We start from the raw sequence: 23,743 nt of genomic DNA, 5'->3' as shown, positions 1-23,743 counted from the left end.
TTGACCTCCGGCACCCGCGCCTCACGCGGGTGCCGGAGGAATCACGTCCGTCCAGGAAAGGACCGCAATGGTCATCGGTGTCTTGGCCCTGCAGGGCGACGTCCGGGAGCACCTGCGCGCGCTGGCCGAGTGCGACGCGCTGGCCCGCCCGGTGCGCCGTCCGGAGGAGTTGGAGAGCGTCGACGCGCTGGTGATCCCCGGCGGCGAGTCGACCACCATGAGCAAGCTGGCCGTGGAGTTCGGTCTGCTCGAACCCGTCCGCAAGCGGATCGCCGGCGGCATGCCGGCGTACGGCTCCTGCGCCGGCATGATCATGCTGGCCACGAACGTCCTCGACGGCCGCCCCGACCAGCGCGGCTTCGACGGCATCGAGATGACCGTGCGGCGCAACGCCTTCGGGCGGCAGGTCGACTCCTTCGAGTCCCCCGTCGAGATCACCGGCGTCGAGGGCGGTCCGTTCCACGCGGTCTTCATCCGGGCGCCGTGGGTCGAGTCGGTCGGCGCCGAGGTCGAGGTGCTCGGCCGGGTCGCGGGCGGCGACGCCGCCGGCCGGATCGTCGCGGTCCGACAGGGCAATCTGCTCGCGACCTCGTTCCACCCCGAGCTCACCGGCGATCTCCGCCTGCACCGCTACTTCGTCGACCTGGCCCGCGCCGCATCCTGATCCGCCCGCCGCGGGCATGCGGCGGGGTGTGCGGTTGTTGACGCGTAATGACAATCGGCGGCGAGAATCGCGGGGATCAGTCGGCGGAGGCACTCCTGGACAGGGGTGCGGCGTGGTAGGCGTCACCGCCGGTAGGATTGTCGCGGTTCGGCAGGGCAATCTGCTCGCCATCGCCTTCCGCCCATCATCCGCCGGAGGCCGACCGGTTCGCCGGTTCTTCGCGGAACGGGCGCGGGCGACCACGGAAAGACGACGGAGGGCTAATGTCCGGCCATTCAAAATGGGCGACCACGAAGCACAAGAAGGCGGTCATCGACGCCAAGCGCGGCAAGATGTTCGCCAAGCTGATCAAGAACATCGAGGTCGCGGCGCGTACCGGCGGTGGCGACCCGGCCGGCAACCCGACGCTCTACGACGCCATCCAGAAGGCCAAGAAGAGCTCGGTCCCCAACGACAACATCGACCGCGCCGTCAAGCGCGGCTCCGGCCTTGAGGCCGGCGGCGCCGACTGGCAGACCGTGATGTACGAGGGGTACGGCCCGAACGGCGTGGCGCTGCTGATCGAGTGCCTGACCGACAACCGCAACCGTGCGGCGACCGAGGTCCGCACCGCGCTGACCCGCAACGGCGGCTCGCTGGCCGACGCCGGCTCCGTGTCGTACATGTTCTCGCGCAAGGGCGTCGTGATCGTGCCGAAGGCGGGGCTCTCCGAGGACGACGTGCTGCTCGCGGTCCTGGAGGCCGGCGCCGAGGAGGTCAACGACCTCGACGAGGCGTACGAGGTGGTCTCCGAGCCGGGCGACCTGATCGCGGTGCGCAACGCGCTGCAGGAGGCCGGCATGGAGTACGAGTCGGCCGAGTCCTCGCTGATCCCGAGCGTCAACGTGCCGCTCGACGAGGACGGCGCGCGCAAGGTGTTCAAGCTGATCGACGCGCTCGAGGACTGCGACGACGTGCAGAACGTCTACGCCAACTTCGACGTCTCCGACGAGGTCATGGCGGCCGTCGGCTGACCGCGGCGAGCCCGCGGAGGAGGCACCGGCCCCTGGTCGGTGCCTTTTTCGTACCCGAAACGTGACGCTCGCGCCTGATCGACGCGCTCAGACGGGCCGGTACTCCACCTCGGGACGGCCCGGTCCGCCGTACCGCGGCGCGCGCACCACCCGCCCGGTCTCGGCGAGGTGTTCGAGGTAGCGGCGGGCCGTCACCCGAGAGGTGCCGGTGCGGCTCGCGACCTCGGTCGCCGACAGCCCCGGCCGGGCCCGCAGCGCCGCGAGCACCGTGTCCAGCGTCTCCGCGCCGAGCCCCTTCGGCAGGGTGTCCGCCGCGGGGCTGCGCAGCGTGGCGAACATCCGGTCCACCTCGTGCTGCGCGGCGACCTCGCCCTCGGCCGACACCTGGCGGCGGTACTCCGCGTACCGCTCCAGCTTGTCGCGGAACGCGGCGAAGGTGAACGGCTTGAGCAGGTAGTGCGTCACGCCGAGCGCCACCGCCGCGCGGACCATCGTCAGGTCACGCGCCGACGTGACCGCGAGCACGTCGGTCGTGCTGCCGGCCGCGCGCAACGCCCGGCACACCTCCAGGCCGTGCAGGTCCGGCAGCCGGAAATCCAGCAGGACGAGGTCGGCGGTGTCGCCGCCGCGCAGCGCCGCCATCGCGGCCCGGGCGGTGTGCACCACCCCGACGACCGTGAAGCCGGGAACCCGCTCCGTGTACTCCCGGTGCGCCTCGGCGAGCAGCGGTTCGTCCTCCACCACCAGCACCCGGATGGTCACGCGCCGGACCTTTCCGCGATCGGCAGCCGTACGGTGAACAGAGTGCCACCTCCGGGGGCCGGCGTGACGTCCGTTCGACCGCCGTGCCGGGCGACGACCTGGCCGACCAGCGCCAACCCCAGTCCGCGGCCGCGCTGCTTGGTCGACCATCCCCGCCGGAACGCGTCGGCGACCCGGCTCGGGTCCAGCCCGGGACCGGTGTCGCGGACCCGGACCACGACCTCGGCGCCGGCGGTTCCGACGAACACCTCCACCCGGCGCGGCGTCGGCGTCCCGGCGACCGCCTCCAGGGCGTTGTCGACCAGGTTGCCGACCACGGTGAGCAGGTCGCCGGTGGGCAGGAAGCCCTCGTCGAGCCGTGACCGCGGGTCGATGACGAGTTCCACGCCGCGCTCGCCGGCCTGGGCGGACTTGCCGAGCAGCAGGGCGGCGAGCGCCGGTTCGGTGACCGCGGCGACGACCCGGTCGGTGAGCTGCTGGGCGACCGTGAGCTCATCGGTCGCCAGCCGCACCGCCTCGTCGGTGCGGCCGAGCTCCACCAGCGTCAGCACGGTGTGCAGCCGGTTGGCGGACTCGTGCGCCTGCGAGCGCAGCGCCTCGCTCAGCCCGCGCGCCGAGTCCAGCTCCCCGGCGAGGGTCCGTAGTTCGGTGTGGTCGCGCAGGGTCAGCACCGTGCCCAGCGGGCGCCCCTCGAAGAGCGTGGTCTGCTGGTTGGCCACCAGCACCCGGTCGGCGGTGAGCACCGGCTCGTCATGGGTCTCCCCGCCGGAGCGGAGCAGCTCGGTGACGGCGGGCGGCAGCCGCAGCTGCGCGACGGGCCGGTCGACCAGCTCCGCGTCCGGGCCGAACCCGAGCAGCCGCCGACCCTCGTCGTTGACCAGCGCCACCCGCTGGTCCCGGTCGACCACGATCAGCCCTTCGCGCACCGAGTGCAGCACCGCGTCGTAGTACTCGTACATCCGGGTGATCTGCGCCGGGCCGAGCCCGTGGGTCTGCCGGCGCAGCCGGCGGCTGAGCAGCCAGGAGCCGGTGCCGGCCAGCGCCAGCGCGGCGGCGGTCGCGCCGAGCAGCACCGGCGCCTGCCGGAGCAGCTCGCGGTTGATCGCCTCGGTGGTGATGCCGACCGAGACGAGGGCGATGACCTGGCCGTGGGTGTCGTGGATCGGCACGACGGCCCGGACGGACTCGCCGAGCGTCCCGACGTAGGTCTCGGTGAACGGCCGGCCGGCCAGCGCGGGCGCGACCGTGCCGAGGAACGGCTGACCGATCCGGCCGGGGTCGGGGTGGGTGTAGCGGGTGCGGTCGGGGGCCATCACCACGACGAAGTCGGTGCCGGTGGCCCGCCGGGTGGCGTCGGCGTACGGCTGCAGCGCGCGCGACGGGTCGGCGGAACGGACCCCGGCGCGTACGTCGGGGGAGCGGGCCAGCGTCTCGGCGACCGCGAGCACCTCCTGGCGGGCGCTGGCGCGGGCGTCCTCGCGGGCGAGCAGCACGGCGCCGACCGTGCCCGCGCCGACGAGCAGCGTGACCACGACGACCTGCAGGGCGAAGAGCTGCCCCGCGATGCTCCACCGGCGTACGGACATGTGTTCCAGTGTCGCGCGGCGGCACGGCGATGTTTCGTCCGGAAGTCGCGATGGTGAACAGAATGAACGCAATGATGCGTTCAGCTGAGATGCAACCCACAGTTCCCGGTATGGAAAGCCAGCCCCCCGCCCCGCGCTCCCGGCGGGATCGCACTCACTATCTCTACATTCTCGTGATCGTCGCGGTGATCGCCGGAATCACGCTGGGATTCGTCGCGCCGGACGTGGCCGTCGAGCTGAAGCCGATCGGCACGGGCTTCGTCGACCTGATCAAGATGATGATCAGCCCGGTCATCTTCTGCACCATCGTGCTCGGCGTGGGCTCGGTGCGGCAGGCCGCCAAGGTCGGCAAGGTCGGCGGGCTCGCGCTCGGCTACTTCCTCGTGATGTCGACGGTGGCGCTCGCCATCGGTCTGGTCGTCGGCAACCTGATCCAGCCCGGGGCCGGCATGAACCTGAGCGAGGAGATGGCCGGCGCCGGGCAGAAGGCGGCCGGTGGCGCCAGCGAGGGCACCGTCGACTTCCTGCTCGGGATCATCCCGACGTCGCTGCTGTCGGCGCTGACCGAGGGGCAGGTGCTGCAGACGCTGCTGGTGTCGCTGCTGGTCGGCTTCGCGGTGCAGGGCCTCGGCTCCCGCGGTGAGCCGGTGCTGCGGGCGGTGGCGGTGGCCCAGCGACTGGTCTTCAAGATCCTCGCGATGATCATGTGGCTGGCCCCGATCGGCGCGTTCGGCGCGATGGCGGCCGTCGTCGGCGCGACCGGCATGGACGCGCTGAAGAGCCTCGCCCAGATCATGATCGGGTTCTACGTCACCTGCGCGATCTTCGTGGTGGTCTTCCTCGGCCTGCTGCTCTGGCTCGTCGCGCGGGTGTCGATCTTCTCGCTGCTGCGCTACCTCGGCCGCGAGTTCCTGCTCATCGTCTCGACCTCCTCGTCCGAGTCGGCGCTGCCGCGGCTGATCGCGAAGATGGAGCACTTCGGCGTGAGCAAGCCGGTCGTCGGCATCACCGTGCCGACCGGCTACTCCTTCAACCTCGACGGCACCGCCATCTACCTGACGATGGCGTCGCTGTTCGTCGCCGACGCGATGGGCAAGCCGCTCTCGATCGGCGAGCAGATCTCGCTGCTGGTGTTCATGATCATCGCGTCGAAGGGCGCCGCCGGCATCACCGGCGCCGGTCTCGCGACGCTCGCCGGTGGCCTGCAGAGCCACCGCCCCGACCTGGTCGACGGCGTGGGGCTGATCGTCGGCATCGACCGCTTCATGTCCGAGGCGCGGGCGCTGACCAACTTCGCCGGCAACGCCGTCGCCACCGTGCTCATCGGCACCTGGACCGGGGAGTTCGACCGCAACCAGGCGCGGGCCGTGCTGGCCGGCGAGCGTCCGTTCGACGAGAGCACGATGCTCGACGACGACCGCGACGCGTCGGAGGCCGCCGCGCCGGCCATCCCCGAGGCGCGCACCGCCCCCGTCCCGTCCCGCGCCCCCGAGCACGTCTGACCCCGCGCCCCCCGCGCTGATCAAAGGGGCCGGCAGCGCCGTCGACACCGTCGGCCGCTGCCGGCCCCTTGATCGACCCGGATGGGCGGGAAGGCGGTCAGCCGGTGGTGGGGGTGCGGAGGCGGTGCAGGCGGAGGGCGAGCTGAACCTCCAGCGCCCGTTCCGGGCGCTGCCAGTCGGGGCCGATCAGCTGCCCCACCCGGTCCAGCCGCTGGGTCACCGTGTTCACGTGCACGTGCAGCAGCTCCGCGGCGCGCGCCAGGCTCCCACCCACCCCGAAGTACGTCTCCAGCGTCTTGACCAGCGCCGTGCCCCGGCGAGCGTCGTAGTCGACCACCGCCCCGACCGTCTCGTCGAGGAACCGCGCCACGTCCCGGTCGCCGGCCTCGCCGACCGCCCCCAGCAGCAGCCCCACGAAGCCCAGCTCGGCGCTGCTCGCCCCCTGACCCTGCCGGCCCAACGCGGCCAGCGCGGTCAGGCAGCGGTCCGCCTCCCGGAACGCCTCCGCCAGCGACGCCGGCCCGGACGACGGGCCGGCCGCCCCCGCGGTCACCGGCCGGCCGAGCAGCCGCCCCAGGTCGCGCGCCACCGCCCGCGCGGCGCCCCCGGCGTCCCTGCCCGGCAGCATCAGCACCACCCGCCCGTCGCGCGCCGCGGCCAGCCCGCCACGGGTCCCGGCGTACGTGGTCGCCCAGGACGCCACCCGCTGCCGCGCCGCGCCCGTGCCGGACCCGGCATCGTCGCCGACCGCGACCAGCACGTGCGGCGCGTCCAGGTCCACCCCGAGCCGGCGCGCCCGGCCGCGCAGCGCCTCGACGTCGCGCACCGGCCGGGCGATCAGGTCGTCGAGCAGCTCGCCCCGGACCCGGCCCTCCGCCTCGGCGACGGTGCGCCGGAAGAGCAGCAGCAGCGCGGTCACCAACGCGGCGCGCTCCAGGATCCGCTGGTCGGCGTCGACCAGCTCGTGCGTCGGGCGCAGCACCAGCGCTCCCAGGTTCTCCGCGCCGGCGACCACCGCGGCGTACCAGAGGGAACCGCGGCGCACGCTGTGCCCCTCGGCCCGCGACGCCGCGACCGCCTCCACCATCGCCGAACGGTCCGGCTCGTCGATCTCGCCGACCCGCGCCAGCCGCCGGCCGTCGGCGTCCAGCGCCAGCAGCGCCCCGCCGAGGACCTCGGTCACGGCCGCGGCGACGTCCTCCACGCCGCCACCACGCAGCACCAGCGAGGTCATCCGGTCGTGCGCGGCCGCGGCGCGCTCCACCGAGGCGCTGTGCGCCTGGATGGTGCCGTTCGCCGCGGAGAGCTCGGCCAACGCGGCCCGCGTCTCGGCCAGCAGCCGCGCGGTGTCCAGCGCGACCGCGGCGTGCGCGGCGAGCGACACCAGCAGCGCCACCTCCTCCGGCGCGAACGGCCGGGCCGAGCGGTTCGCCGCGAAGAGCACGCCGATCACCGTCGACCCGAGCCGCAGCGGCACCCCGAGGATCGCGACGAGCCCCTCCTCGGTGACGCCCGCGTCGATCTCGCCGGTGTGCCGGAAGCGCAGGTCCTCCGGGTAGTTGGCGGTGGCGTACGGGGTGCCGGTCTGCGCGACCAGCCCACCCAACCCGGCGCCCATCGGCAGCCGCAGCCGCTGGAACCGCCCCGAGATCGACCCGTCGGTCACCCGCATGTACGTGTCGCCGCGCGCCTCGTCGTTGAGCGTCATGTAGGCGACATCGGTGCCGAGCAGGTGCCGGGCGCGGTGCACGATCGCCCGCAGCACGGCGTCGACGTCGCGGAGTCCGGCCAGGTCGCTGGCGGTGTCGTACAGGCCGGAGAGCTCCACCTCGCGCCGGCGACGCCGCTCCAGCAGCGCGCGCACCCGCAGCGCCACCAGCTTCGCCGACTCCAGCTCGCCCAGCCGCTCCGGGGACGCCCCGGCGGCCCGCGCGGCGACCAGCGGTCCTTCGAACTCCACCGCGGCCGCCTCGCGCGCCAGCAGCTCCAGGAACTCCACCGGTGCGGACACGTCGCTCATTCTGCGCGACGGGCTCAGTTGGCGGTCCAGCCGCCGTCGACGGCGATCGAGGTCCCGGTGATGAACGCCGCCGCCGGCGAGCAGAGGTACGCCATCAGCTCGGCCACCTCGGCGGGCTCGATGAGCCGCTTGATCGCCGCCCGGGCCAGCATGATCTTCTCCACGACCTCGCTCTCCGGGATGCCGTGGCTCGCGGCCTGGGCCGCGATCTGCCCCTCGACGAGCGGGGTGCGCACGTACGCCGGGTTGATGCAGTTGGCGGTGACCCCGTGCGCGGCGCCCTCCAGCGCGACCACCTTGGAGAGCCCCTCCAGGGCGTGCTTGGCCGCCACGTACGCCGACTTGTACGCCGAGGCGCGCAGCCCGTGCACGGAGGAGATGTTGACGACGCGGCCCCAGCCGCGCGCGTACATGTGCGGCAGCGCGCGCCGGATGATCAGGAACGGCGCCTCGACCATCACCTTCTGGATGTAGGCGAACCGCTCGGCGGGGAACTCCGGCACCGGCGCCACGTGCTGCAGCCCGGCGTTGTTCACCACGACGTCGACCCCGGCGTCGAGCCGCTCGACGGCGCCCGGCTCGGCCAGGTCGACGCCGACGGCCCGGCCGCCGGTCTCGTCCGCGACCCGCTGCGCCGCCCCGAGGTCGCGGTCCACGACGACCACCGTGGCCCCGGCGGCCGCCAGCCGCAGCGCGCACGCCCGGCCGATGCCGCTGCCGCCCCCGGTGACCAGTGCGGTGCGTCCCGCGAGGTCCAGCGCTACCACGTGGGGGACCGTCCCGGATTGTGCCGTCATGGCGCATGAAGCTACGAGCCATCGGGCCGGCAGCACATGGGGCGCGGGCACATACTGCGGTCCGGATCTGTGTGGCCGGGGTCGCGCGCGTCGAGGGCGTGTCGACGGCGGCCCGCGCCGGCGGCCAGGCTAGGGTGTCGAACACACGTACTGCTGGCGGCAGGGGAGGGGGCGGACGTGCGCGTCCTCGGTGTCGACCCCGGGCTGACCCGGTGCGGCGTCGGCGTGGTCGAGGGGGTCCCCGGCCGGCCGTGCACGCTGGTCGCGTACTACGTCATCTACACCGACCCCGACGACGAGCTGCCGCTGCGGCTGCTGCACCTGGACCGGTCGCTGACCGACCTCGTCGCCGAGCACCGCCCGCAGAGCGTCGCGGTGGAGCGGGTCTTCGCCCAGCACAACGTCCGGACCGTGATGGGCACCGCGCAGGCCAGCGGCGTGGCGGTGCTCGCCGGCGCGCGCGCCGGGCTGCCGGTGCAGACGTACACGCCGAGCGAGGTCAAGGCGGCGGTGACCGGCTCCGGCCAGGCCGACAAGGCCCAGGTCACCTCGATGGTGACCCGGCTGCTGGGACTGGACGCCCCGCCGAAGCCGGCGGACGCCGCCGACGCGCTGGCGCTGGCCATCTGCCACATCTGGCGGGGCGGGACGCGGGCCCGGCTGGCCGCGGCCGAGGCGGCCGCCCGGCGCGGGGCGCCGCCGCGCCGGGGCCACGCCGTCCGACGAGGAGGAGCGAGATGATCGCGAGTGTGTCCGGTGTCGTCGCCGCCGTCTCGCCCGACGGCGCCGTCATCGAGGTCGGCGGGGTCGGCCTGGCCGTGCAGTGCGCGCCGGGGACGCTGGCGAACCTGCGGCCGGGCGCGCCGGCGCGGCTCGCCACCAGCCTGGTGGTCCGGGAGGACTCGCTGACGCTGTACGGCTTCGCCGACGACGACGAGAAGCAGCTGTTCGAGCTGCTGCAGACCGCGAGCGGGGTGGGGCCGCGGCTGGCCCAGGCGGTGCTGGCGGTGCTCACCCCGGACGCGGTGCGCGCGGCGATCGCCGGCGGCGACACCGCGACGCTGACCCGGGTGCCGGGCATCGGCAAGAAGGGCGCGGAACGGCTGGTGCTGGAGCTGCGCGACAAGATCGGCCCGGTCGCGGTCGGGTCGGACGGCGCGGCCGGGGTGCTCCCGGGCGCCTGGCACGACCAGGTGCGCCAGGCGCTGATCGGGCTCGGCTGGAGCGCCGCCCAGGCCGACCAGGCGGTGGCGGCGGTGGCCGAGACGGTCGACGGCGTGACACCGCCGGTTCCGGTGCTGCTCAAGCACGCGATCCGGCTGCTGGGCAAGACCCGATGAGCGAGCATGAGGGGCTTGTCTCGGCGTACGCCAGCGACGCGGAGCGGGACGCGGAGGTCAGCGTCCGGCCGAAGCGGTTGGCCGAGTTCATCGCGCAGCACCGGGTGCGCGACCAGCTCGATCTGCTGCTGCGCGGCGCGATGGGTCGGGGCGCCCCGCCGGACCACATCCTGCTCTCCGGGCCTCCGGGCCTGGGTAAGACGACGTTGGCGAACATCGTCGCGGCGGAGCTCGGCTCGTCCATCCGGGTCACGAGCGGCCCGGCGATCGAGCGCTCCGGCGACCTGGCCGCGATCCTGACCAGCCTCGCGGAGGGCGATGTGCTCTTCATCGACGAGATCCACCGGATCGCGAAGCCGGCCGAGGAGCTGCTCTACAGCGCGATGGAGGACTTCCGGGTCGACGTGGTGGTCGGCAAGGGGCCGGGGGCGACCGCGATCCCGCTCGACGTGGAGCCGTTCACCCTGGTCGGCGCCACCACCCGCTCCGGGCTGCTGACCGGTCCGATGCGCGACCGGTTCGGCTTCGTCGCGCACCTTGACTTCTACAGCCCCGCCGACCTGGAGACGCTGCTGCACCGCTCGGCGCGGATTCTCGGGGTGCCGATCACCGACGACGGCGCCACGGAGGTCGCCGGACGGTCGCGGGGCACGCCCCGGATCGCGAACCGGCTGCTGCGCCGGGTGCGGGACTTCGCCGAGGTCCGCGCCGACGGGGTGGTCAACCGGGAAAACGCGCGGGCGGCGCTGGCCGTCTACGACGTCGACGAGCGGGGTCTGGACCGGCTGGACCGGGCGGTGCTGACGGCGCTGGTGGATTCGTTCCGCGGCGGCCCGGTCGGGCTGTCGACGCTGGCGGTGGCGGTCGGGGAGCAGCCCGACACCGTCGAGGAGGTCTGCGAGCCGTTCCTGGTGCGGGCCGGGCTGCTGGCGCGCACGCCGCGCGGCCGGGTCGCCACCGAGGCCGCCTGGCACCATCTCGGACGTACGCCGCCAACCGGGACATTCGGCGCGGCGCCCCCGGCGACCCCGGATCTGTTCTCCGCGGAGACCTAACCATCCGTGATCCGAACGTGATCTGCGCCGCATTCGGCGTTCCCAGGCGTACCGATTAGACTCGCCGCGGTCCGCACAGGATGTCAAATCCTGCCTCCGCTCCGGCGTCGTAGCCGGTCGGAGGCCAATGGGAAGGTCACTAACCGTGCTTTACGCAGCACCAGAGGGCGGCGGAGCGGGCAGCTTCATGCCGATCCTCATGATCGGTCTGCTCTTCGCCGTCATGTACTTCATGATGATCCGCCCGCAGCAGAAGCGGCGCCGCGAAGCCGAGCAGATGCAGGCGTCGATCGGCCCCGGCGACGAGGTGGTCACGATCGGCGGCCTCTACGGCACGGTCGCGAGCGTCGACGACGAGACCGTCGTGCTCGAGGTGGCTCCCGGCGTCCAGACCCGGTACGCCCGCCCGGCGGTCGCCCGGGTCGTCAGCAAGGCGGAGCGCGCCGAGCCGGTCGCGGACGAGGCCGAGCTCGAAGCCAAGGAGTGACCCGGATCGGGGCGACCCGAACGGCACCTCATCGAAGATAATGGATAACCGTGCCGGTGTGATCTGATGCCGGCCGGCGCGCACGTCGCCGGCCGGCGCGCCGGCGCCCCACCCGCCGCCGCAGCGTGGCGGCCGAACCGCGCAGGGAGACAGGACAGCCGTGGCACCACCTCAGGGACAGATGCGGCCCGGGCGGCAACTCGCCGTACTCGGGCTCATCTTCGCCGTCCTCTACCTCTTGGTCTTCTTCGCCGGCGCCAGCGGCAGCTGGAAGGATCGACTCCACCCCAAGCTGGGCCTGGACCTCGTCGGCGGCACCCGGGTGACGCTGGAGGCGAGCACCGAGGGCGGTAACGCGCCGCCGGCCGCGTCGCTGGAGCGGGCGCGCGAGATCATCGAGAACCGGGTCAACGGGCTGGGCGTGTCCGAGGCCGAGGTGGTGACCGAGGGCAACCGCAACATCGTCATCTCCCTGCCGGGGCAGAACCGCGATCTGAGCGAGGTCGGTAACGCGGCCGAGCTGCGGTTCCGCAAGGTGCTCAAGGTGACCGACGGCGGCCCCGCCGCCGCGGCGCCGACCGCGGCCCCGAGCCCCGCCCCGAGCGGGTCGGGCGCGGCGCCGACCCCGAGCGGCGCGGCCAGCCCGGCCGCGACGCCGAGCGCGGGCGGCCAGGGCGGCATGGCGCCGGCCCCGACGCCGACCCCGAGCGCGTCGGGCACGCCGGCCGCGACGCCGAGCCAGGTCGCCGCGCCGGACAACCAGACGGTCGAGCAGCAGCGCGAGGCCGTCCGGAAGAAGGTCGGCGAGGCCGCGTGGACCGCCGCGAGCGGCCTGCAGGCGCCGGCGAACGTCGCGCAGGACCCGGCGCTGGCCGAGAAGCTCAAGCCGTTCGGCACGCTCTCGGCGGACGAGGTCCGGGTGCTCACGCCCGCGATGCAGTTCAACGTCCCCACGATCACCTGCGAGCAGCTGGACAAGCGGCAGGCCGGGTCGATCCGCGACCCGCAGCAGCAGGTGGTCGCCTGTGAGGGCCCGACCAAGAACCTGCTCGACCAGGGCAAGGTGCTCGGCACCGACGTCAGCGGCGCGAGCGCCGTGATCGACCAGACCACCGGGCAGTGGGTGGTGAGCCTGCAGTTCACCGGCGACGGCCAGAAGAAGTGGACCAACCTCACCCGCGAGGCCTTCAACAACGAGGGCGGCGCGTGTGACCAGAGCGCGCTCGGCCAGGACGGCAAGTGCCGGGTCGCGGTCGTGCTCGACAACACGATCATCTCCTCGCCGGAGATCCAGGGCGTGCTGACCGGCGACTCCCAGATCACCGGCCAGTTCACCAGCAAGGACGCCAACGAACTGGCCAGCAACCTGCGGTTCGGCGCGCTGCCGCTCACCTTCCACCAGGCCGAGGCGCAGAACGTCTCCGCCACGCTCGGCATCGAGTCCCTCAAGGCCGGTCTGCTGGCGGCCGCGATCGGCATGCTGCTGGTGGCGATCTACGCGTTCTTCTACTACCGCCTGCTCGGCTCGGTCATCTTCCTCAGCCTGATCCTCTCCGGCCTGCTGGTCTTCGGCGCCCTGGTGGTGCTCGGCCGGCAGATCGGCTTCACCCTGACGCTCGCCGGCATCGCCGGGTTCATCGTCTCGCTGGGCGTCGCGGCCGACTCGTTCGTCATCTATTTCGAGCGGCTCAAGGACGAGATCCGGGAGGGGCGCAGCCCGCGCAGCGCCGTCCCGCGTGCCTGGGTCCGGGCCCGCCGGACGATCATTTCGGCGAACGCGGTGTCGCTGCTGGCGGCCGTCGTGCTCTACATCGTCTCGGTCGGCACCGTGCAGGGCTTCGCGTTCGCGCTGGGCCTGGCGACCGTGCTCGACCTGGTGGTGGTCTTCCTCTTCCGGCACCCGATCATGACGATGTTCGCCCGTACCCGCGCCTTCCTGTCGCCCCGGGTGAGCGGCCTCGGCCGGGTCCTGGAGCACCGTCATGAGGACGCCGCCCCGGCGACGTCCCGCAACCCCCGCGCGAAGGAGGCCTGAGATGGCCCGCAGCGGTCTCGCCACCCGTCTCTACCGCGGTGAAGCCGGCCTCAACGTCGTCGGCCGCCGCAAGACCTGGTTTGCCGTCGCGGCCGGGCTGGTCCTGGTCGCGATCCTGAGCTTCGCGTTCCGCGGCTTCAGCCTCGGCATCGAGTTCAAGGGCGGCAACGAGTTCCAGGTCCCGGTCAGCGTCGGCACGATGCAACAGGCCGAGGACGCCGTCAACGCCGCGATCGGCGCGCTGCCCGGCGAGAGCGAGGGGCATGTCGTCTCCGCGCAGCAGGTCGGCAACGCCACGTACCTGCTGCGGACGACGGAGCTGAGCGGCCCGGAGGCGACGCAGGTCCAGCAGAAGGTGGCCGACGAGTTCGGCATCCCGGCGGCCGACATCAGCAGCAATCAGGTGAGTGCGGCCTGGGGTGGCCAGGCGACCGAGCGCGGTGTGCTCGGTCTGGTGGTCTTCGTCGCGCTGGTGATGGTCTACCTGATCCTGCGCTTCGAGTGGCGGATGGCGCTCGCCGCGGTCTCGTCGCTGATCCTCGACCTCATCCTCACCGCCGGCGTCTACTCGCTGATCGGCTTCGAGGTCACCCCGTCCACGATCGTCGGCTTCCTGACCATCCTGGGTTGGGCGCTGTACGACGTGGTCGTGGTCTTCGACAAGGTGCAGGAGAACACCCGGGGCATCACGGCCGGCAGCGTGCAGACCTACAGCGAGGCGGCCAACCTCGCGGTGAACCAGACCCTGATGCGGTCGATTAACACCGGTCTCGTCGCGCTGCTGCCCGTCGGTGGTCTGCTCTTCATCGGTGCCGGCCTGCTCGGGGCGGGCACGCTGAAGGACCTCGGTCTGGTGCTCTTCGTCGGTATGGGGATCGCGGTCTTCTCCTCGATCTTCTTCGCGACCCCGGTGCTGGCCACGCTCAAGGACTACGAGCCGCGGATCCAGGCCCACAACAGGCGGGTGCAGGCGCGGCGCGCGTCCGGCGCGACCGGCCGGGACGTGGCCAAGAGCCCGACCCGGTCGGCCGCTCAGACCGCCGCGCCGGCCGAGGCCGAGGCCACCGCGCTCACGGGCGCGGCGCCGAAGGTCGGTGCCCGCCCGGCGGGCAAGCGGTCCGCCGGGGCGCGCGGCGGCCGTCCGGGTGGTGGCAACCGACCGGGCGGCGCGAAGCGGCGTTGATCCGTGGGGTCGCGGTAGCGACGGCGACCCCTGGTAGGTCGCGGTAGCGACGGCGACCCCTGGTAGGTCGCGGTAGCGACGGCGATCCCTGGTAGGTCGCGGTAGCGACGGCGACCCGCTGTGGGTCGCGGTCACGGCGTCCGTCATGCTGTGCGAGCAGCGTGACGGACGCCGTGCCATTTGTGGAGAGGAACGACGTGACGGAGACCCATCCGGCGGTACGTGGCGACAGCGGACCGGTCACCGCGCAGTTGGTGGCTAGTCGCGTGCTGGACGTGCCGGACTTCCCGAAGTCCGGCGTGATCTTCAAGGACCTGACGCCGCTCTTCGCCGACGGCGCGGTGTTCCGTGAGGTGATCGACGGGATCGTCGCGCACTACGGGCGGGACTCCTTCGACGTGGTGGTCGGGATCGAGGCGCGCGGCTTCGTGATCGCGGCGGCCATCGCGTACGCCACCGGGGTCGGCGTGGTCCCGGTGCGCAAGGCCGGCAAGCTGCCGCGGCCCGCCTTCAACGCGAGCTACGCCCTGGAGTACGGCGAGGCGGTGCTGGAGGTGCACGAGGACGCCTTCGCGGCGGGGCAGCGGGTGCTCGTCGTCGACGACGTGCTCGCGACCGGTGGCACCGCGGCGGCGACCCTGGACCTGGTGTCCCGGGCCGGCGGCACGGTGGTGGGCTTCACCGTGCTGTTGGAGCTTTCGTTCCTCGCTGGCCGGGACCGGTTGGCCCCGCGTCCGGTACACGCGCTTCTCACCGTCTGACACCTTTTACGACGCGTTGCCGGGTTGCCGGGCGGGGAAACCCCGTTCCACGCCTCGTACGGGTACGCTTACTTGTCTGACCAGGCAGGGATGCGTCTTTCCCGGCTGGCGCAGGAGCAGGTGGGCCGGTTACGGTCGGCTCAACCCCGGCGGATGTGAGGAGGCCGGTGTCCCACGACGTCGCCCCTTCGGTGGAGGGCACTGTGCACCCGACTGGCGAGGCTAACGGCACCGACAACGTGACCGAGGCTGCCCAGGGCGCGCCCCCGTCGCCCGTGACACCCATCGACGCCGCGGCATCCCGCAACGGCGTGACCGAGTTCACCGCGTCGACCGGCGACGGCGGGCAGCACCCCGGCACCGTGGTGCCGTTCCCGGCCTCCGGGCGGCCGGCTCCGGGTGAGCCGGGCGCGCCCACCTCCGGCTTCGGCCTGGTCAACGCGCCGACCGGCCGACGCGTCCGGGCGAGGCTGGCGCGGTTCAACGCGCCCTGGCAGACGCCGCAGGTCAGCGAGGTTCTCGAGCCGCTGATCGCGACGCACCGGGCGAGCCATCCCAAGGCCGACGGCCGGCTGCTGCAGCGCGCCTTCGACACGGCCGCCAAGTGGCACACCGGCCAGTACCGCAAGTCCGGTGACCCGTACATCACCCACCCGCTCGCGGTCGCGACGATCCTGGCGAACCTCGGGATGGACACCACCACGCTGGTGGCCGCGCTGCTGCACGACACGATCGAGGACACCGACTACACGCTCGATCAGATGCGTGCAGACTTCGGCGCCGAGGTGGCGCTGCTCGTCGACGGGGTGACGAAGCTCGACAAGGTCAAGCTCGGCGACGCGGCGAAGGCCGAGACCATTCGCAAGATGGTGGTGGCGATGGCCAAGGACCCCCGGGTGCTGGTCATCAAGCTCGCCGACCGGCTGCACAACATGCGGACCCTGACCTTCCTGCCGAAGGCGAAGCAGGATCAGAAGGCCAAGGAGACGCTGGAGATCCTCGCCCCGCTCGCCCACCGCCTCGGCATGAACACCATCAAGTGGGAGCTCGAGGATCTGGCGTTCGGCACGCTGTTCCCCAAGCGCTTCGAGGAGATCAACCGGCTGATCGGCGAGCACCAGCCGCAGCGCGACACGCTGCTGCGCCAGGTGACGCAGAAGGTTCAGCTCGACCTGAAGGCCGCCAAGATCAAGGCGGAGACGACCGGCCGGCCGAAGCACCTCTACTCGATCTACCAGAAGATGATCGTTCGCGGCCGCGACTTCAACGACATCTACGACCTGGTCGGCGTGCGCATCCTGGTCGAGACGGTCCGCGACTGCTACGCCGCCCTCGGTGTGATCCACGCGAACTGGCAGCCCGTGCCGGGCCGGTTCAAGGACTACATCGCGATGCCGAAGTTCAACATGTACCAGTCGCTGCACACGACGGTCATCGGCCCGACCGGCAAGCCGGTCGAGATGCAGATCCGCACGTACGCGATGCACCGCACCGCCGAGTTCGGCATCGCCGCGCACTGGAAGTACAAGGAGCAGAAGGGCGCGACGATCGTCGGCCCCCCGGCCCACATCGACGAGATGACCTGGCTGCGCCAGCTGCTGGACTGGCAGCGGGAGGCGAGCGACCCGAGCGAGTTCCTCGACGCGCTGCGCTTCGACCTGTCCAGCCAGGAGGTCTACGTCTTCACGCCCAAGGGCGACGTGATCCCGCTGCCCACCGGGTCGACGCCGGTCGACTTCGCGTACGCCGTGCACACCGAGGTGGGGCACAAGTGCATCGGCGCGCGGGTCAACGGCAAGCTGGTGCCGCTGGAGTCGACGCTCTCCAACGGCGACGTGATCGAGATCTTCACCTCGAAGTCCGACACCGCCGGGCCGACCCAGGACTGGCTCGGCTTCGTCAAGAGCCCGCGCGCCCGCACCAAGATCCGCCAGTACTTCAACAAGGAGCGGCGTGAGGAGGCGATCGAGGCCGGCAAGGACGCCATCGTCAAGGCGATGCGCAAGCAGGGGATGCCGCTGCAGCGCATGCTGACCTCCGACAACCTCATGGCGATCGCCCGCGACCTCCACCTGGCCGACGTCGCCTCGCTGTACGCGGCGGTCGGCGATAGCCAGGTGTCGGCGCAGTCGGTGGTGCAGCGCCTGATGGCGGGGTACGGCGGCGAGGAGGGGGCGGCCGAGGACCTGGCCGAGACGGCCGTGGCCACCCGCCCGCCGCGCAATCGCGCCGCCGGCCACGACCCCGGGGTCGTGGTGCGCGGGGTCAGCGACGTCTGGATCAAGCTGGCCCGCTGCTGCACCCCGGTCCCGCCGGACACCGTGTTCGGCTTCGTCACCCGCTCCGGCGGGGTCAGCGTGCACCGCGACGACTGCGCCAACGCCGAGGACCTCAAGGTGCAGTCGGAGCGAATCGTCGAGGTGAGCTGGAAGCTGACGTCGGCGTCGACGTTCCTCGTCGCGATCCAGGTGGAGGCGTTGGACCGGCACAAGCTGCTCGCGGACGTGACGCGGGTGCTGTCGGAGGAGCGGGTGAACATCCTCTCGGCCACCGTCACCACGACCCGCGACCGCGTGGCGGTGAGCCGGTTCAGCTTCGAGATGGCCGACCCGAAGCACCTGGGGCACCTGTTGGCGGCGGTCCGCAAGGTCGACGGGGTGTTCGACGCCTACCGGGTCACGTCGGGGGCCTGAGACCCCTGACGATCGGCCGCGTACCGGCCGCGGTTCTCGCGACAAGGGCTCCCCGCCAGCTGGCGGGGAGCCCTTTTGTGGCGTCTGCGCTGCTACTGCGGCGCGGTGACCGTGAGGGTCTTGATGGTGATGTCGTTCTTCGGGTGGCCGCCGCCGGGCTGCGGGTCGAACGCCCCGTCGTGCCCCTTGGCCGTCGCCTTCTTGATGTTCTCCAGGCCCGAGGTCACCTTGCCGAGGACGGTGTAGTCCGGGCTCAGCTCGACGTCCTCGTAGATGAAGAAGAACTGGCTGCCGTTGGTGTCGGGGCCGCTGTTGGCGAGCGCCACGACCCCGGCGGGGTAGGCGGGGCGCTGGTTGATCGGCAGGTTCTCGTTGGCGTACCGGAAGGTGGGTCCGCCGGTGCCGTCGGTCTCGCGGTAGCCCTTGCCCTTGGCGCTCGGGTCACCGCACTGGAGCATGCCGGGGAACATGCGGTGGCACTTCGTGCCGTCCCAGAACTTCTTGCTGGCCAGGTGGCTGAACGCCGCCGCGCTGCACGGCGACTTCGACAGGTCCATGGTCACGGCGATCTTCCCGAAGTTGGTGTCCAGGTTCATCACCTGGGTCCCGCTGGTCGGGGGCGTCGTCGTGGTCGGCAGCCCGACGTCCTTGGTGGTGGGGCTGCGCTGGTCCGCGGGTGTCTCGGTCCAGACGCAGCCGGTTGGCGCGGCGGAGGCGCTGGGCGCCGCCGCCGGCGGCGGGGTGTCGTCGTCGCCGAGCTTGGTGACCAGCCACACGGTGCCGGCAACCACCAGCAGAAGCGCGAGCCCGGCGCCGACCGTGGCCTGCAGCTGGCGGCGCTTGCGGGCCGCTGCGGCGCGCTCGGCCATCTCCTTTTCGAGGCGGGCCCGCGCGGCGGCGCGCTGCCGGTCCCTGGTGGACGTCACGGTGGCTCCTCCTGGAATGTGTGCGGTGGGGCGGTCGGGGCTAACCCGCGGTCGACGGCGAGCCGGACGGGGTGGCGGTGGCCGACGGCGCGGGGGCCGGCTCGGTGGTGACCTCGCCGACGGTGAGGCTCTGGATGAGCACGTCGGTCTTCGGCTTCACCTTCTGGCCCGCCCCATTGTCCACGGTTTCCATCGCCCCAATCTTGCGGACGACGTCGAGACCGGAGCTGACCGTGCCGATGATCGAGTACGTGGCGTCGGCGGGGTTGGCGTCCTTGAAGAAGATCAGGAACTGGCTGCCGTTGGCGCCGGGCGCGGTCCCGGTCGCCGCCACGGTGCCGGCGGGGTAGCGCGGCGGCTGCTTCGCCGCCGGGCTCGCCGCCGGGGTCGGTTCGGGCGCGCTGGGGACGTTCTCGTTGAAGAAGGAGTACGTCGGACCGCCCTGCCCGGTGCCGCTCGGGTCGCCGCAGAGCAGCGCCCCCTCCGACGTGATCTCGTGGCACTTGGTGTTGTCGAAGAAGTTGCGGCCGGCCAGATGGGCGAAGCTCGCCCCGGCGCACGGGGCGTCGGTCAGGTTGAGCGCGACCGTGATCGGCGCGCCCTGGTTGGTGGTGATGGTCATCGGGCGCGTGCCGCTGGTCGGCAGCCCGGTGGTGGGCGGCCGGTCCACGTCCTTGAGGTTGCTGTTCGCGGTGGCGTCCTGCGGGGTCCACGAGCAGATCTCGGGGGCGGCCGCCGACTCCGGGTCGGAGTCGAAGCCGCCGAGCGCCCAGACCGAGCCGAGCACGATCAGCAGCAGGGCGAGCGCGGCGCCCACGCCGGCCTGGATCTGCCGCCGGCGCCGCGCGGCGGCGGCCCGCCGGGCCATCTGCCGGTCGAGCTTGGCGCGCGCCAGTTTGCGCTGCCGGTCCCTGCTGGAAGCCACCGGTGCTCCCCTTCCTCTGACCATCTCCGGAAGGCATGCGTTGTCATCGCACGTCAAGTGCCCCGTCACACGCCGGCAAGAGTGTACGGGTATCGGCTGGGAAATTGTTGGCCGAGATCGGGCGCCGCCGGCGAATCGTGATCGTCGCTGCCGCGGCGCGACGGGGGTGTTCGGCGCGGAAACGGTTAGCGCCTGCGACTAGGCTCGGGGAGGACGGCCCGGGACAACCCGGACCTGGACAAAACTGAGGAGAGCGCCCGTGCTCGTCGCCGGCTTTCCCGCCGACGCCTTCGGCACCAACTGCTACGTGGTGGCGACGGCACCGGGGGAGCAGTGTGTGGTGGTCGACCCCGGCATCGGGGTGCTCGACCGGCTCGACGCCCTGCTCGCCGAGCACCGGCTGCACCCCGCCGCGGTGCTGCTCACCCACGGCCACCTCGACCACACCTTCTCGGTGGCGCCGGTCTGCGGCGCGCGGGGGATCACCGCGTACGTGCACCCCGCCGACCGCGAGCTGCTCGCCGACCCGGCCAAGGGGCTCTCCATGGACCTCACCGCGCTCTTCGGCGGCCGGTTGCCCTACACCGAGCCGGAGGACGTGGCCGAGCTGACCGACGGCGCCACGCTGACGCTGGCCGGGTTGGAGATCACGGTCGACCATGCGCCGGGCCATACCGGCGGGTCGGTGCTGTTCCGGCTGCCCGGCGCGGGCTCGCAGTGGGAGGCGGAGCAGCTCTGCCTCTCCGGCGACGTCCTGTTCGCCGGCTCGATCGGCCGCACCGACCTGCCGGGCGGCAGCCACTCCGCGATGCTGACGAGCCTGCGGGACAAGGTCCTGCCGCTCGCCGACGACACGGTCGTGCTGCCCGGCCACGGACCCGCGACCACCATCGGCCGGGAGCGCGCCGCCAACCCGTACCTTCTCGAGGTGCTGGACCGCGACGGCGCGCAACCGGCCCCCACCACCGGCCTGTGATTCGCGCTCGCGCCGGCGGCGCGAGGACCGAGGAGCTTTCAACATGAGCAAGCCCACCCCGATCTCCGGTTTCCCCGAGTGGCTGCCGCCGCAGCGGATGATCGAGCAGTACGTCGTCGAGCGGATCCGCTCCACTTTCGAGCTGTACGGCTTCGCGCCGCTGGAGACGCGCGCAGTGGAGCCGCTGGACCAGCTGCTGCGCAAGGGCGAGACCTCCAAGGAGATCTACGTGCTGCGGCGGCTCCAGGAGGAGGGCCCGGGCGGCGACGACGCGCTGGGGCTGCACTTCGATCTGACCGTGCCGTTCGCCCGCTTCGTGCTGGAGAACGCCGGCAAGCTGAAGTTCCCGTTCCGCCGCTACCAGATCCAGAAGGTGTGGCGGGGGGAGCGTCCGCAGGAGGGGCGTTACCGGGAGTTCCTGCAGGCCGACATCGACATCGTCGACCGGGACACGCTGCCGGCGCACTACGAGGCGGAGCTTCCGCTGATCATCGGGGACGCGCTCGGCGGGCTGCCGATCCCGCCGATCCGCATCCAGGTCAACAACCGCAAGGTCTGCGAGGGCTTCTACCGGGGGCTCGGGCTGACCGACCCGGAGGCGGCGCTGCGGGCGATCGACAAGCTCGACAAGATCGGTCCGGACAAGGTCGCGGCGCTGCTGGCCGAGACGGCGGGGGCGAGCGACGCGCAGGCCAAGGCCTGCCTGGCGCTGGCCGAGATCCGCACCGACGACGCGTCGTTCGCCGACGCGGTCCGGACGCTGGGGGTCAGCGACCCGCTGCTGGACGAGGGGCTCGCGGAGCTGGTCGAGGTGGTCGAGACCGCGGCCGAGCACGCGCCCGGACTCTGCGTCGCCGACCTGAGGATCGCGCGCGGCCTCGACTACTACACGGGCACGGTGTATGAGACCCAGATGCAGGGCTACGAGCGCTTCGGCTCGATCTGCTCCGGCGGTCGCTACGACAACCTCGCCACCGCCGGCACGGACCGTTTCCCCGGTGTCGGCATCTCGATCGGCGTGACCCGGCTGCTCGGGCTGCTCTTCGGCGCCGGGGAGCTGTCGGTGTCGCGGTCGGTGCCGACCTGCGTGCTGATCGCGCTGCCGGCGGAGGAGCGGCGCCGCGACGCGGGCCGGATCGCCGAGGCGCTGCGCCGCCGCGGCATCCCGACCGAGGTGTCCCCGTCGGCCGCGAAGTACGGCAAGCAGATCCGGTACGCCGAGCGCCGGGGCATCCCGTACGTCTGGTTCCCGGGCGGGGACGGGACGCCGGACAGCGTCAAGGACATCCGGTCGGGTGACCAGGTGGACGCGACCGCGGACGCCTGGACGCCGGCGGCGGAAGATCTGCGTCCGGTGGTGAACTGATCAGTAACTAGCGCGGGACGCCTTTCTTACCTACGGTGGCGTAAGTTACGCCACCGTAGGGAGAGTTCGCATGACCGTCGGAGCCACCCCGCTGACCCAGACCGCCCTGCTCATCGAGCTGGAACCCGTGGTCGCGAAGAACCTCGACCGGCACCTCGCCATCGCCAAGGAGTGGTTTCCGCACGAGTACGTGCCGTGGAGCGAGGGGCGCACCTTCGACGGGGTGCTCGGCGGCGAGGCGTGGACGCCGGAGGACTCGCCCATCCCCGACGTGGCCCGCACCGCCCTGGTCGTCAACCTGCTCACCGAGGACAACCTCCCCTCCTACCACCACGAGATCGCCACGCTGTTCGGCCGGGACGGCGCGTGGGGCACCTGGGTCCACCGGTGGACGGCCGAGGAGGGGCGGCACGGCACCGCGATCCGCGACTACCTGACGGTGAAGCGCGCGGTGGACCCGGTGGCGCTGGAGCGGGCCCGGATGGACCACATGTCCGCCGGCTACGTCAACGCGCAGGGCGACGAGGTGCTGCACTCGCTGGCGTACGTGTCGTTCCAGGAGCTGGCCACCCGCATCTCGCACCGCAACACCGGCAAGGCCACCGGTGACCCGCTCTGCGACCAGCTGCTCGCCCGGATCGCCGCCGACGAGAACCTGCACATGATCTTCTACCGCAACCTGCTCGGTGCCGCGTTCGAGCTGGCGCCCGGCCAGGCGATGCGGGCCGTCGCGGACGTGGTCTCCGACTTCCAGATGCCCGGCGTGGGCATCGAGGGGTTCGCCCGCAAGTCGGTGCAGATCGCGCTGGCCGGCATCTACGACCTGCGGCAGCACCGCGACGAGGTGGTGATGCCGGTGCTGCGGCAGTGGGACGTCTGGAACGTCACCGGCCTGGACGCCGACGGTGAGGCCGCGCGCGAGCAGCTCGCCGCGCACATGGACGAGCTGGAGCGGGCCGCCTCGCGCTTCGAGGAGAAGCGGGAGGCGCGTCGGGCCCGCCGCGGCTGACGTTCCCGCCCCGGCCGCTCACGTCCCGCCCGCGCCGGCCGATAGGGCCGTGACGACGACTCGGTGAGGGAGAGCGGATGCGGGCGACCCTGGTACGTCCCACGGGGGTGGAGCGGACCTTCGACGAGGACGAAATCATCGTCAGCAAGACCGACACCCGCGGTGTGATCACGTACGCGAATGACGTGTTCCTGCGGGTGTCGGTCTACGACGAGGCCGACGTGATCGGGCAGCCGCACAACGTCATCCGGCACCCCGACATGCCGCGGTGCGTCTTCAAGCTGCTCTGGGACACGCTCAAGGACCGGCGGGAGATCTTCGCGTACATCGTGAACCTCGCCTCCGACGGCGGCCACTACTGGGTGCTCGCGCACGTCACCCCCTCGTTCGACGCGGGCGGCCGGGTCGTCGGCTACCACTCCAACCGCCGCCGCCCGAACCGAGACGCGGTGACCGCGGCGAGTGCGCTGTACGCCCGGCTGGCCGCCGAGGAGCGGCGGCACGCCCGGCCGGCCGACGCGATCGAGGCGTCCTCGCGGATGTTGCAGGACCTTCTCGACGAGCGCGGCCAGTCCTACGAGGAGTTCGTCTGGGATCTCACGAACGGGAGCGCCGCGTGATCCACAATCGCCGTCATCAGTCG

The 23,743-nt window shown here is 72.3% G+C and carries 21 protein-coding genes; 15 read left to right on the top strand and 6 right to left on the bottom strand.

Features of this window, described 5'->3' with window-relative positions; all coding sequences use genetic code 11:
- Positions 1-67: 67 nt before the first annotated feature.
- Together pdxT and BLW47_RS20820 are read left to right on the top strand one after the other, a co-directional pair.
- Positions 68-664 (top strand): pyridoxal 5'-phosphate synthase glutaminase subunit PdxT, encoded by a 597-nt coding sequence (gene pdxT / locus BLW47_RS20825; protein ID WP_091560742.1) that lies wholly within the window; start codon positions 68-70, stop codon positions 662-664.
- 263 nt (positions 665-927) lie between these two features.
- Positions 928-1,677: a YebC/PmpR family DNA-binding transcriptional regulator gene (locus tag BLW47_RS20820; RefSeq protein ID WP_091560739.1), complete on the top strand. Its 750-nt coding sequence runs from the start codon at positions 928-930 to the stop codon at positions 1,675-1,677.
- Between the two features lie 87 nt (positions 1,678-1,764).
- Here the strand turns inward: BLW47_RS20820 and BLW47_RS20815 are convergent, their stop codons facing one another.
- Together BLW47_RS20815 and BLW47_RS20810 are read right to left on the bottom strand one after the other, a co-directional pair.
- Positions 1,765-2,439 (bottom strand): response regulator, encoded by a 675-nt coding sequence (locus BLW47_RS20815; protein WP_091560736.1) that lies wholly within the window; start codon positions 2,437-2,439, stop codon positions 1,765-1,767.
- Complete coding sequence (locus tag BLW47_RS20810; protein WP_091560734.1) at positions 2,436-4,025, bottom strand: sensor histidine kinase; 1,590 nt, start codon at positions 4,023-4,025, stop codon at positions 2,436-2,438. Before BLW47_RS20810 ends, BLW47_RS20815 begins: the two co-directional genes overlap by 4 nt.
- 110 nt (positions 4,026-4,135) lie before the next feature.
- Between BLW47_RS20810 and BLW47_RS20805 the strand changes: the two genes are divergently transcribed.
- Positions 4,136-5,527 carry a cation:dicarboxylate symporter family transporter gene (locus BLW47_RS20805; RefSeq protein ID WP_091560732.1) on the top strand — a complete coding sequence of 464 codons (1,392 nt, stop codon included), beginning with the start codon at positions 4,136-4,138 and terminating at the stop codon, positions 5,525-5,527.
- A gap of 97 nt (positions 5,528-5,624) precedes the next feature.
- Here the strand turns inward: BLW47_RS20805 and BLW47_RS20800 are convergent, their stop codons facing one another.
- Together BLW47_RS20800 and BLW47_RS20795 are read right to left on the bottom strand one after the other, a co-directional pair.
- A complete protein-coding gene (locus tag BLW47_RS20800; RefSeq protein ID WP_091560730.1) occupies positions 5,625-7,547 on the bottom strand; it encodes a helix-turn-helix domain-containing protein in 1,923 nt (640 codons plus the stop codon).
- A 14-nt stretch (positions 7,548-7,561) separates the two neighbouring features.
- Positions 7,562-8,344 (bottom strand): 3-hydroxybutyrate dehydrogenase, encoded by a 783-nt coding sequence (locus BLW47_RS20795; RefSeq protein WP_091560729.1) that lies wholly within the window; start codon positions 8,342-8,344, stop codon positions 7,562-7,564.
- 177 nt (positions 8,345-8,521) lie between these two features.
- Between BLW47_RS20795 and ruvC the strand changes: the two genes are divergently transcribed.
- The 8 genes from ruvC (at position 8,522) to BLW47_RS20755 (ending at position 17,898) form a co-directional block, all read left to right on the top strand.
- Positions 8,522-9,085: a crossover junction endodeoxyribonuclease RuvC gene (gene ruvC, locus BLW47_RS20790; RefSeq protein WP_091560727.1), complete on the top strand. Its 564-nt coding sequence runs from the start codon at positions 8,522-8,524 to the stop codon at positions 9,083-9,085.
- Positions 9,082-9,684, top strand: a complete 603-nt coding sequence (gene ruvA / locus BLW47_RS20785) for a Holliday junction branch migration protein RuvA (RefSeq protein ID WP_091560726.1) — start codon at positions 9,082-9,084, stop codon at positions 9,682-9,684. The genes ruvC and ruvA overlap by 4 nt, the downstream gene beginning before the upstream one ends.
- Positions 9,681-10,739, top strand: a complete 1,059-nt coding sequence (gene ruvB / locus BLW47_RS20780) for a Holliday junction branch migration DNA helicase RuvB (protein WP_091560723.1) — start codon at positions 9,681-9,683, stop codon at positions 10,737-10,739. The genes ruvA and ruvB overlap by 4 nt, the downstream gene beginning before the upstream one ends.
- Positions 10,740-10,926: 187 nt before the next feature.
- Positions 10,927-11,226, top strand: coding sequence for a preprotein translocase subunit YajC (yajC, locus tag BLW47_RS20775; protein ID WP_425435424.1), 300 nt, complete (start codon positions 10,927-10,929; stop codon positions 11,224-11,226).
- 160 nt (positions 11,227-11,386) lie between these two features.
- The gene (secD, locus tag BLW47_RS20770) at positions 11,387-13,261 is read left to right on the top strand and encodes a protein translocase subunit SecD (RefSeq protein WP_175543737.1); all 1,875 of its coding nucleotides are present in this window, start codon (positions 11,387-11,389) and stop codon (positions 13,259-13,261) included.
- 1 nt (position 13,262) lies between these two features.
- Complete coding sequence (secF, locus tag BLW47_RS20765) at positions 13,263-14,444, top strand: protein translocase subunit SecF (protein WP_091560716.1); 1,182 nt, start codon at positions 13,263-13,265, stop codon at positions 14,442-14,444.
- A 197-nt stretch (positions 14,445-14,641) separates the two neighbouring features.
- Positions 14,642-15,205, top strand: a complete 564-nt coding sequence (locus BLW47_RS20760; protein WP_091560931.1) for an adenine phosphoribosyltransferase — start codon at positions 14,642-14,644, stop codon at positions 15,203-15,205.
- A 191-nt stretch (positions 15,206-15,396) separates the two neighbouring features.
- The gene (locus tag BLW47_RS20755) at positions 15,397-17,898 is read left to right on the top strand and encodes a RelA/SpoT family protein (protein WP_175543741.1); all 2,502 of its coding nucleotides are present in this window, start codon (positions 15,397-15,399) and stop codon (positions 17,896-17,898) included.
- A gap of 92 nt (positions 17,899-17,990) precedes the next feature.
- On the opposite strand, the gene BLW47_RS20750 is transcribed toward BLW47_RS20755, so the two are convergent.
- The gene (locus tag BLW47_RS20750) at positions 17,991-18,824 is read right to left on the bottom strand and encodes a peptidylprolyl isomerase (RefSeq protein ID WP_245736823.1); all 834 of its coding nucleotides are present in this window, start codon (positions 18,822-18,824) and stop codon (positions 17,991-17,993) included.
- A gap of 40 nt (positions 18,825-18,864) precedes the next feature.
- Positions 18,865-19,749, bottom strand: coding sequence for a peptidylprolyl isomerase (locus BLW47_RS20745; RefSeq protein ID WP_091560709.1), 885 nt, complete (start codon positions 19,747-19,749; stop codon positions 18,865-18,867).
- Between the two features lie 259 nt (positions 19,750-20,008).
- Between BLW47_RS20745 and BLW47_RS20740 the strand changes: the two genes are divergently transcribed.
- The 4 genes from BLW47_RS20740 to BLW47_RS20725 all read left to right on the top strand — a co-directional run bounded on the left by BLW47_RS20740 (position 20,009) and on the right by BLW47_RS20725 (position 23,720).
- On the top strand, positions 20,009-20,725 hold the full coding sequence (locus BLW47_RS20740; RefSeq protein ID WP_091560705.1) for an MBL fold metallo-hydrolase: 717 nt from the start codon (positions 20,009-20,011) through the stop codon (positions 20,723-20,725).
- A 43-nt stretch (positions 20,726-20,768) separates the two neighbouring features.
- Complete coding sequence (gene hisS / locus BLW47_RS20735) at positions 20,769-22,091, top strand: histidine--tRNA ligase (protein ID WP_091560701.1); 1,323 nt, start codon at positions 20,769-20,771, stop codon at positions 22,089-22,091.
- Between the two features lie 70 nt (positions 22,092-22,161).
- Entirely contained in the window at positions 22,162-23,100 is a 939-nt protein-coding gene (locus tag BLW47_RS20730) for an acyl-ACP desaturase (RefSeq protein ID WP_091560697.1), read from the top strand.
- 77 nt (positions 23,101-23,177) lie between these two features.
- A complete protein-coding gene (locus BLW47_RS20725) occupies positions 23,178-23,720 on the top strand; it encodes a PAS domain-containing protein (protein WP_091560695.1) in 543 nt (180 codons plus the stop codon).
- Positions 23,721-23,743 lie beyond the last annotated feature (23 nt).

Source organism: Micromonospora pattaloongensis, from assembly GCF_900107255.1.
Taxonomy (GTDB): Bacteria; Actinomycetota; Actinomycetes; order Mycobacteriales; family Micromonosporaceae; genus Micromonospora_I; species Micromonospora_I pattaloongensis.
Note: the sequence above shows the minus strand (reverse complement) of the source record. Positions and strands in the feature narration are given on the sequence as shown.

What these genes read in the sequence shown, in the direction of transcription:
- BLW47_RS20810 (WP_091560734.1), bottom strand. Translation starts at nt 4,025, where the DNA reads ATGTCCGTACGCCGGTGGAGCATCGCGGGGCAGCTCTTCGCCCTGCAG.
- BLW47_RS20820 (WP_091560739.1), top strand. Translation starts at nt 928, where the DNA reads ATGTCCGGCCATTCAAAATGGGCGACCACGAAGCACAAGAAGGCGGTC.
- BLW47_RS20795 (WP_091560729.1), bottom strand. Translation starts at nt 8,344, where the DNA reads ATGACGGCACAATCCGGGACGGTCCCCCACGTGGTAGCGCTGGACCTC.
- pdxT (WP_091560742.1), top strand. Translation starts at nt 68, where the DNA reads ATGGTCATCGGTGTCTTGGCCCTGCAGGGCGACGTCCGGGAGCACCTG.
- BLW47_RS20730 (WP_091560697.1), top strand. Translation starts at nt 22,162, where the DNA reads ATGACCGTCGGAGCCACCCCGCTGACCCAGACCGCCCTGCTCATCGAG.
- secF (WP_091560716.1), top strand. Translation starts at nt 13,263, where the DNA reads ATGGCCCGCAGCGGTCTCGCCACCCGTCTCTACCGCGGTGAAGCCGGC.
- yajC (WP_425435424.1), top strand. Translation starts at nt 10,927, where the DNA reads ATGCCGATCCTCATGATCGGTCTGCTCTTCGCCGTCATGTACTTCATG.
- BLW47_RS20800 (WP_091560730.1), bottom strand. Translation starts at nt 7,547, where the DNA reads ATGAGCGACGTGTCCGCACCGGTGGAGTTCCTGGAGCTGCTGGCGCGC.
- ruvB (WP_091560723.1), top strand. Translation starts at nt 9,681, where the DNA reads ATGAGCGAGCATGAGGGGCTTGTCTCGGCGTACGCCAGCGACGCGGAG.
- ruvA (WP_091560726.1), top strand. Translation starts at nt 9,082, where the DNA reads ATGATCGCGAGTGTGTCCGGTGTCGTCGCCGCCGTCTCGCCCGACGGC.
- BLW47_RS20805 (WP_091560732.1), top strand. Translation starts at nt 4,136, where the DNA reads ATGGAAAGCCAGCCCCCCGCCCCGCGCTCCCGGCGGGATCGCACTCAC.
- hisS (WP_091560701.1), top strand. Translation starts at nt 20,769, where the DNA reads ATGAGCAAGCCCACCCCGATCTCCGGTTTCCCCGAGTGGCTGCCGCCG.
- BLW47_RS20725 (WP_091560695.1), top strand. Translation starts at nt 23,178, where the DNA reads ATGCGGGCGACCCTGGTACGTCCCACGGGGGTGGAGCGGACCTTCGAC.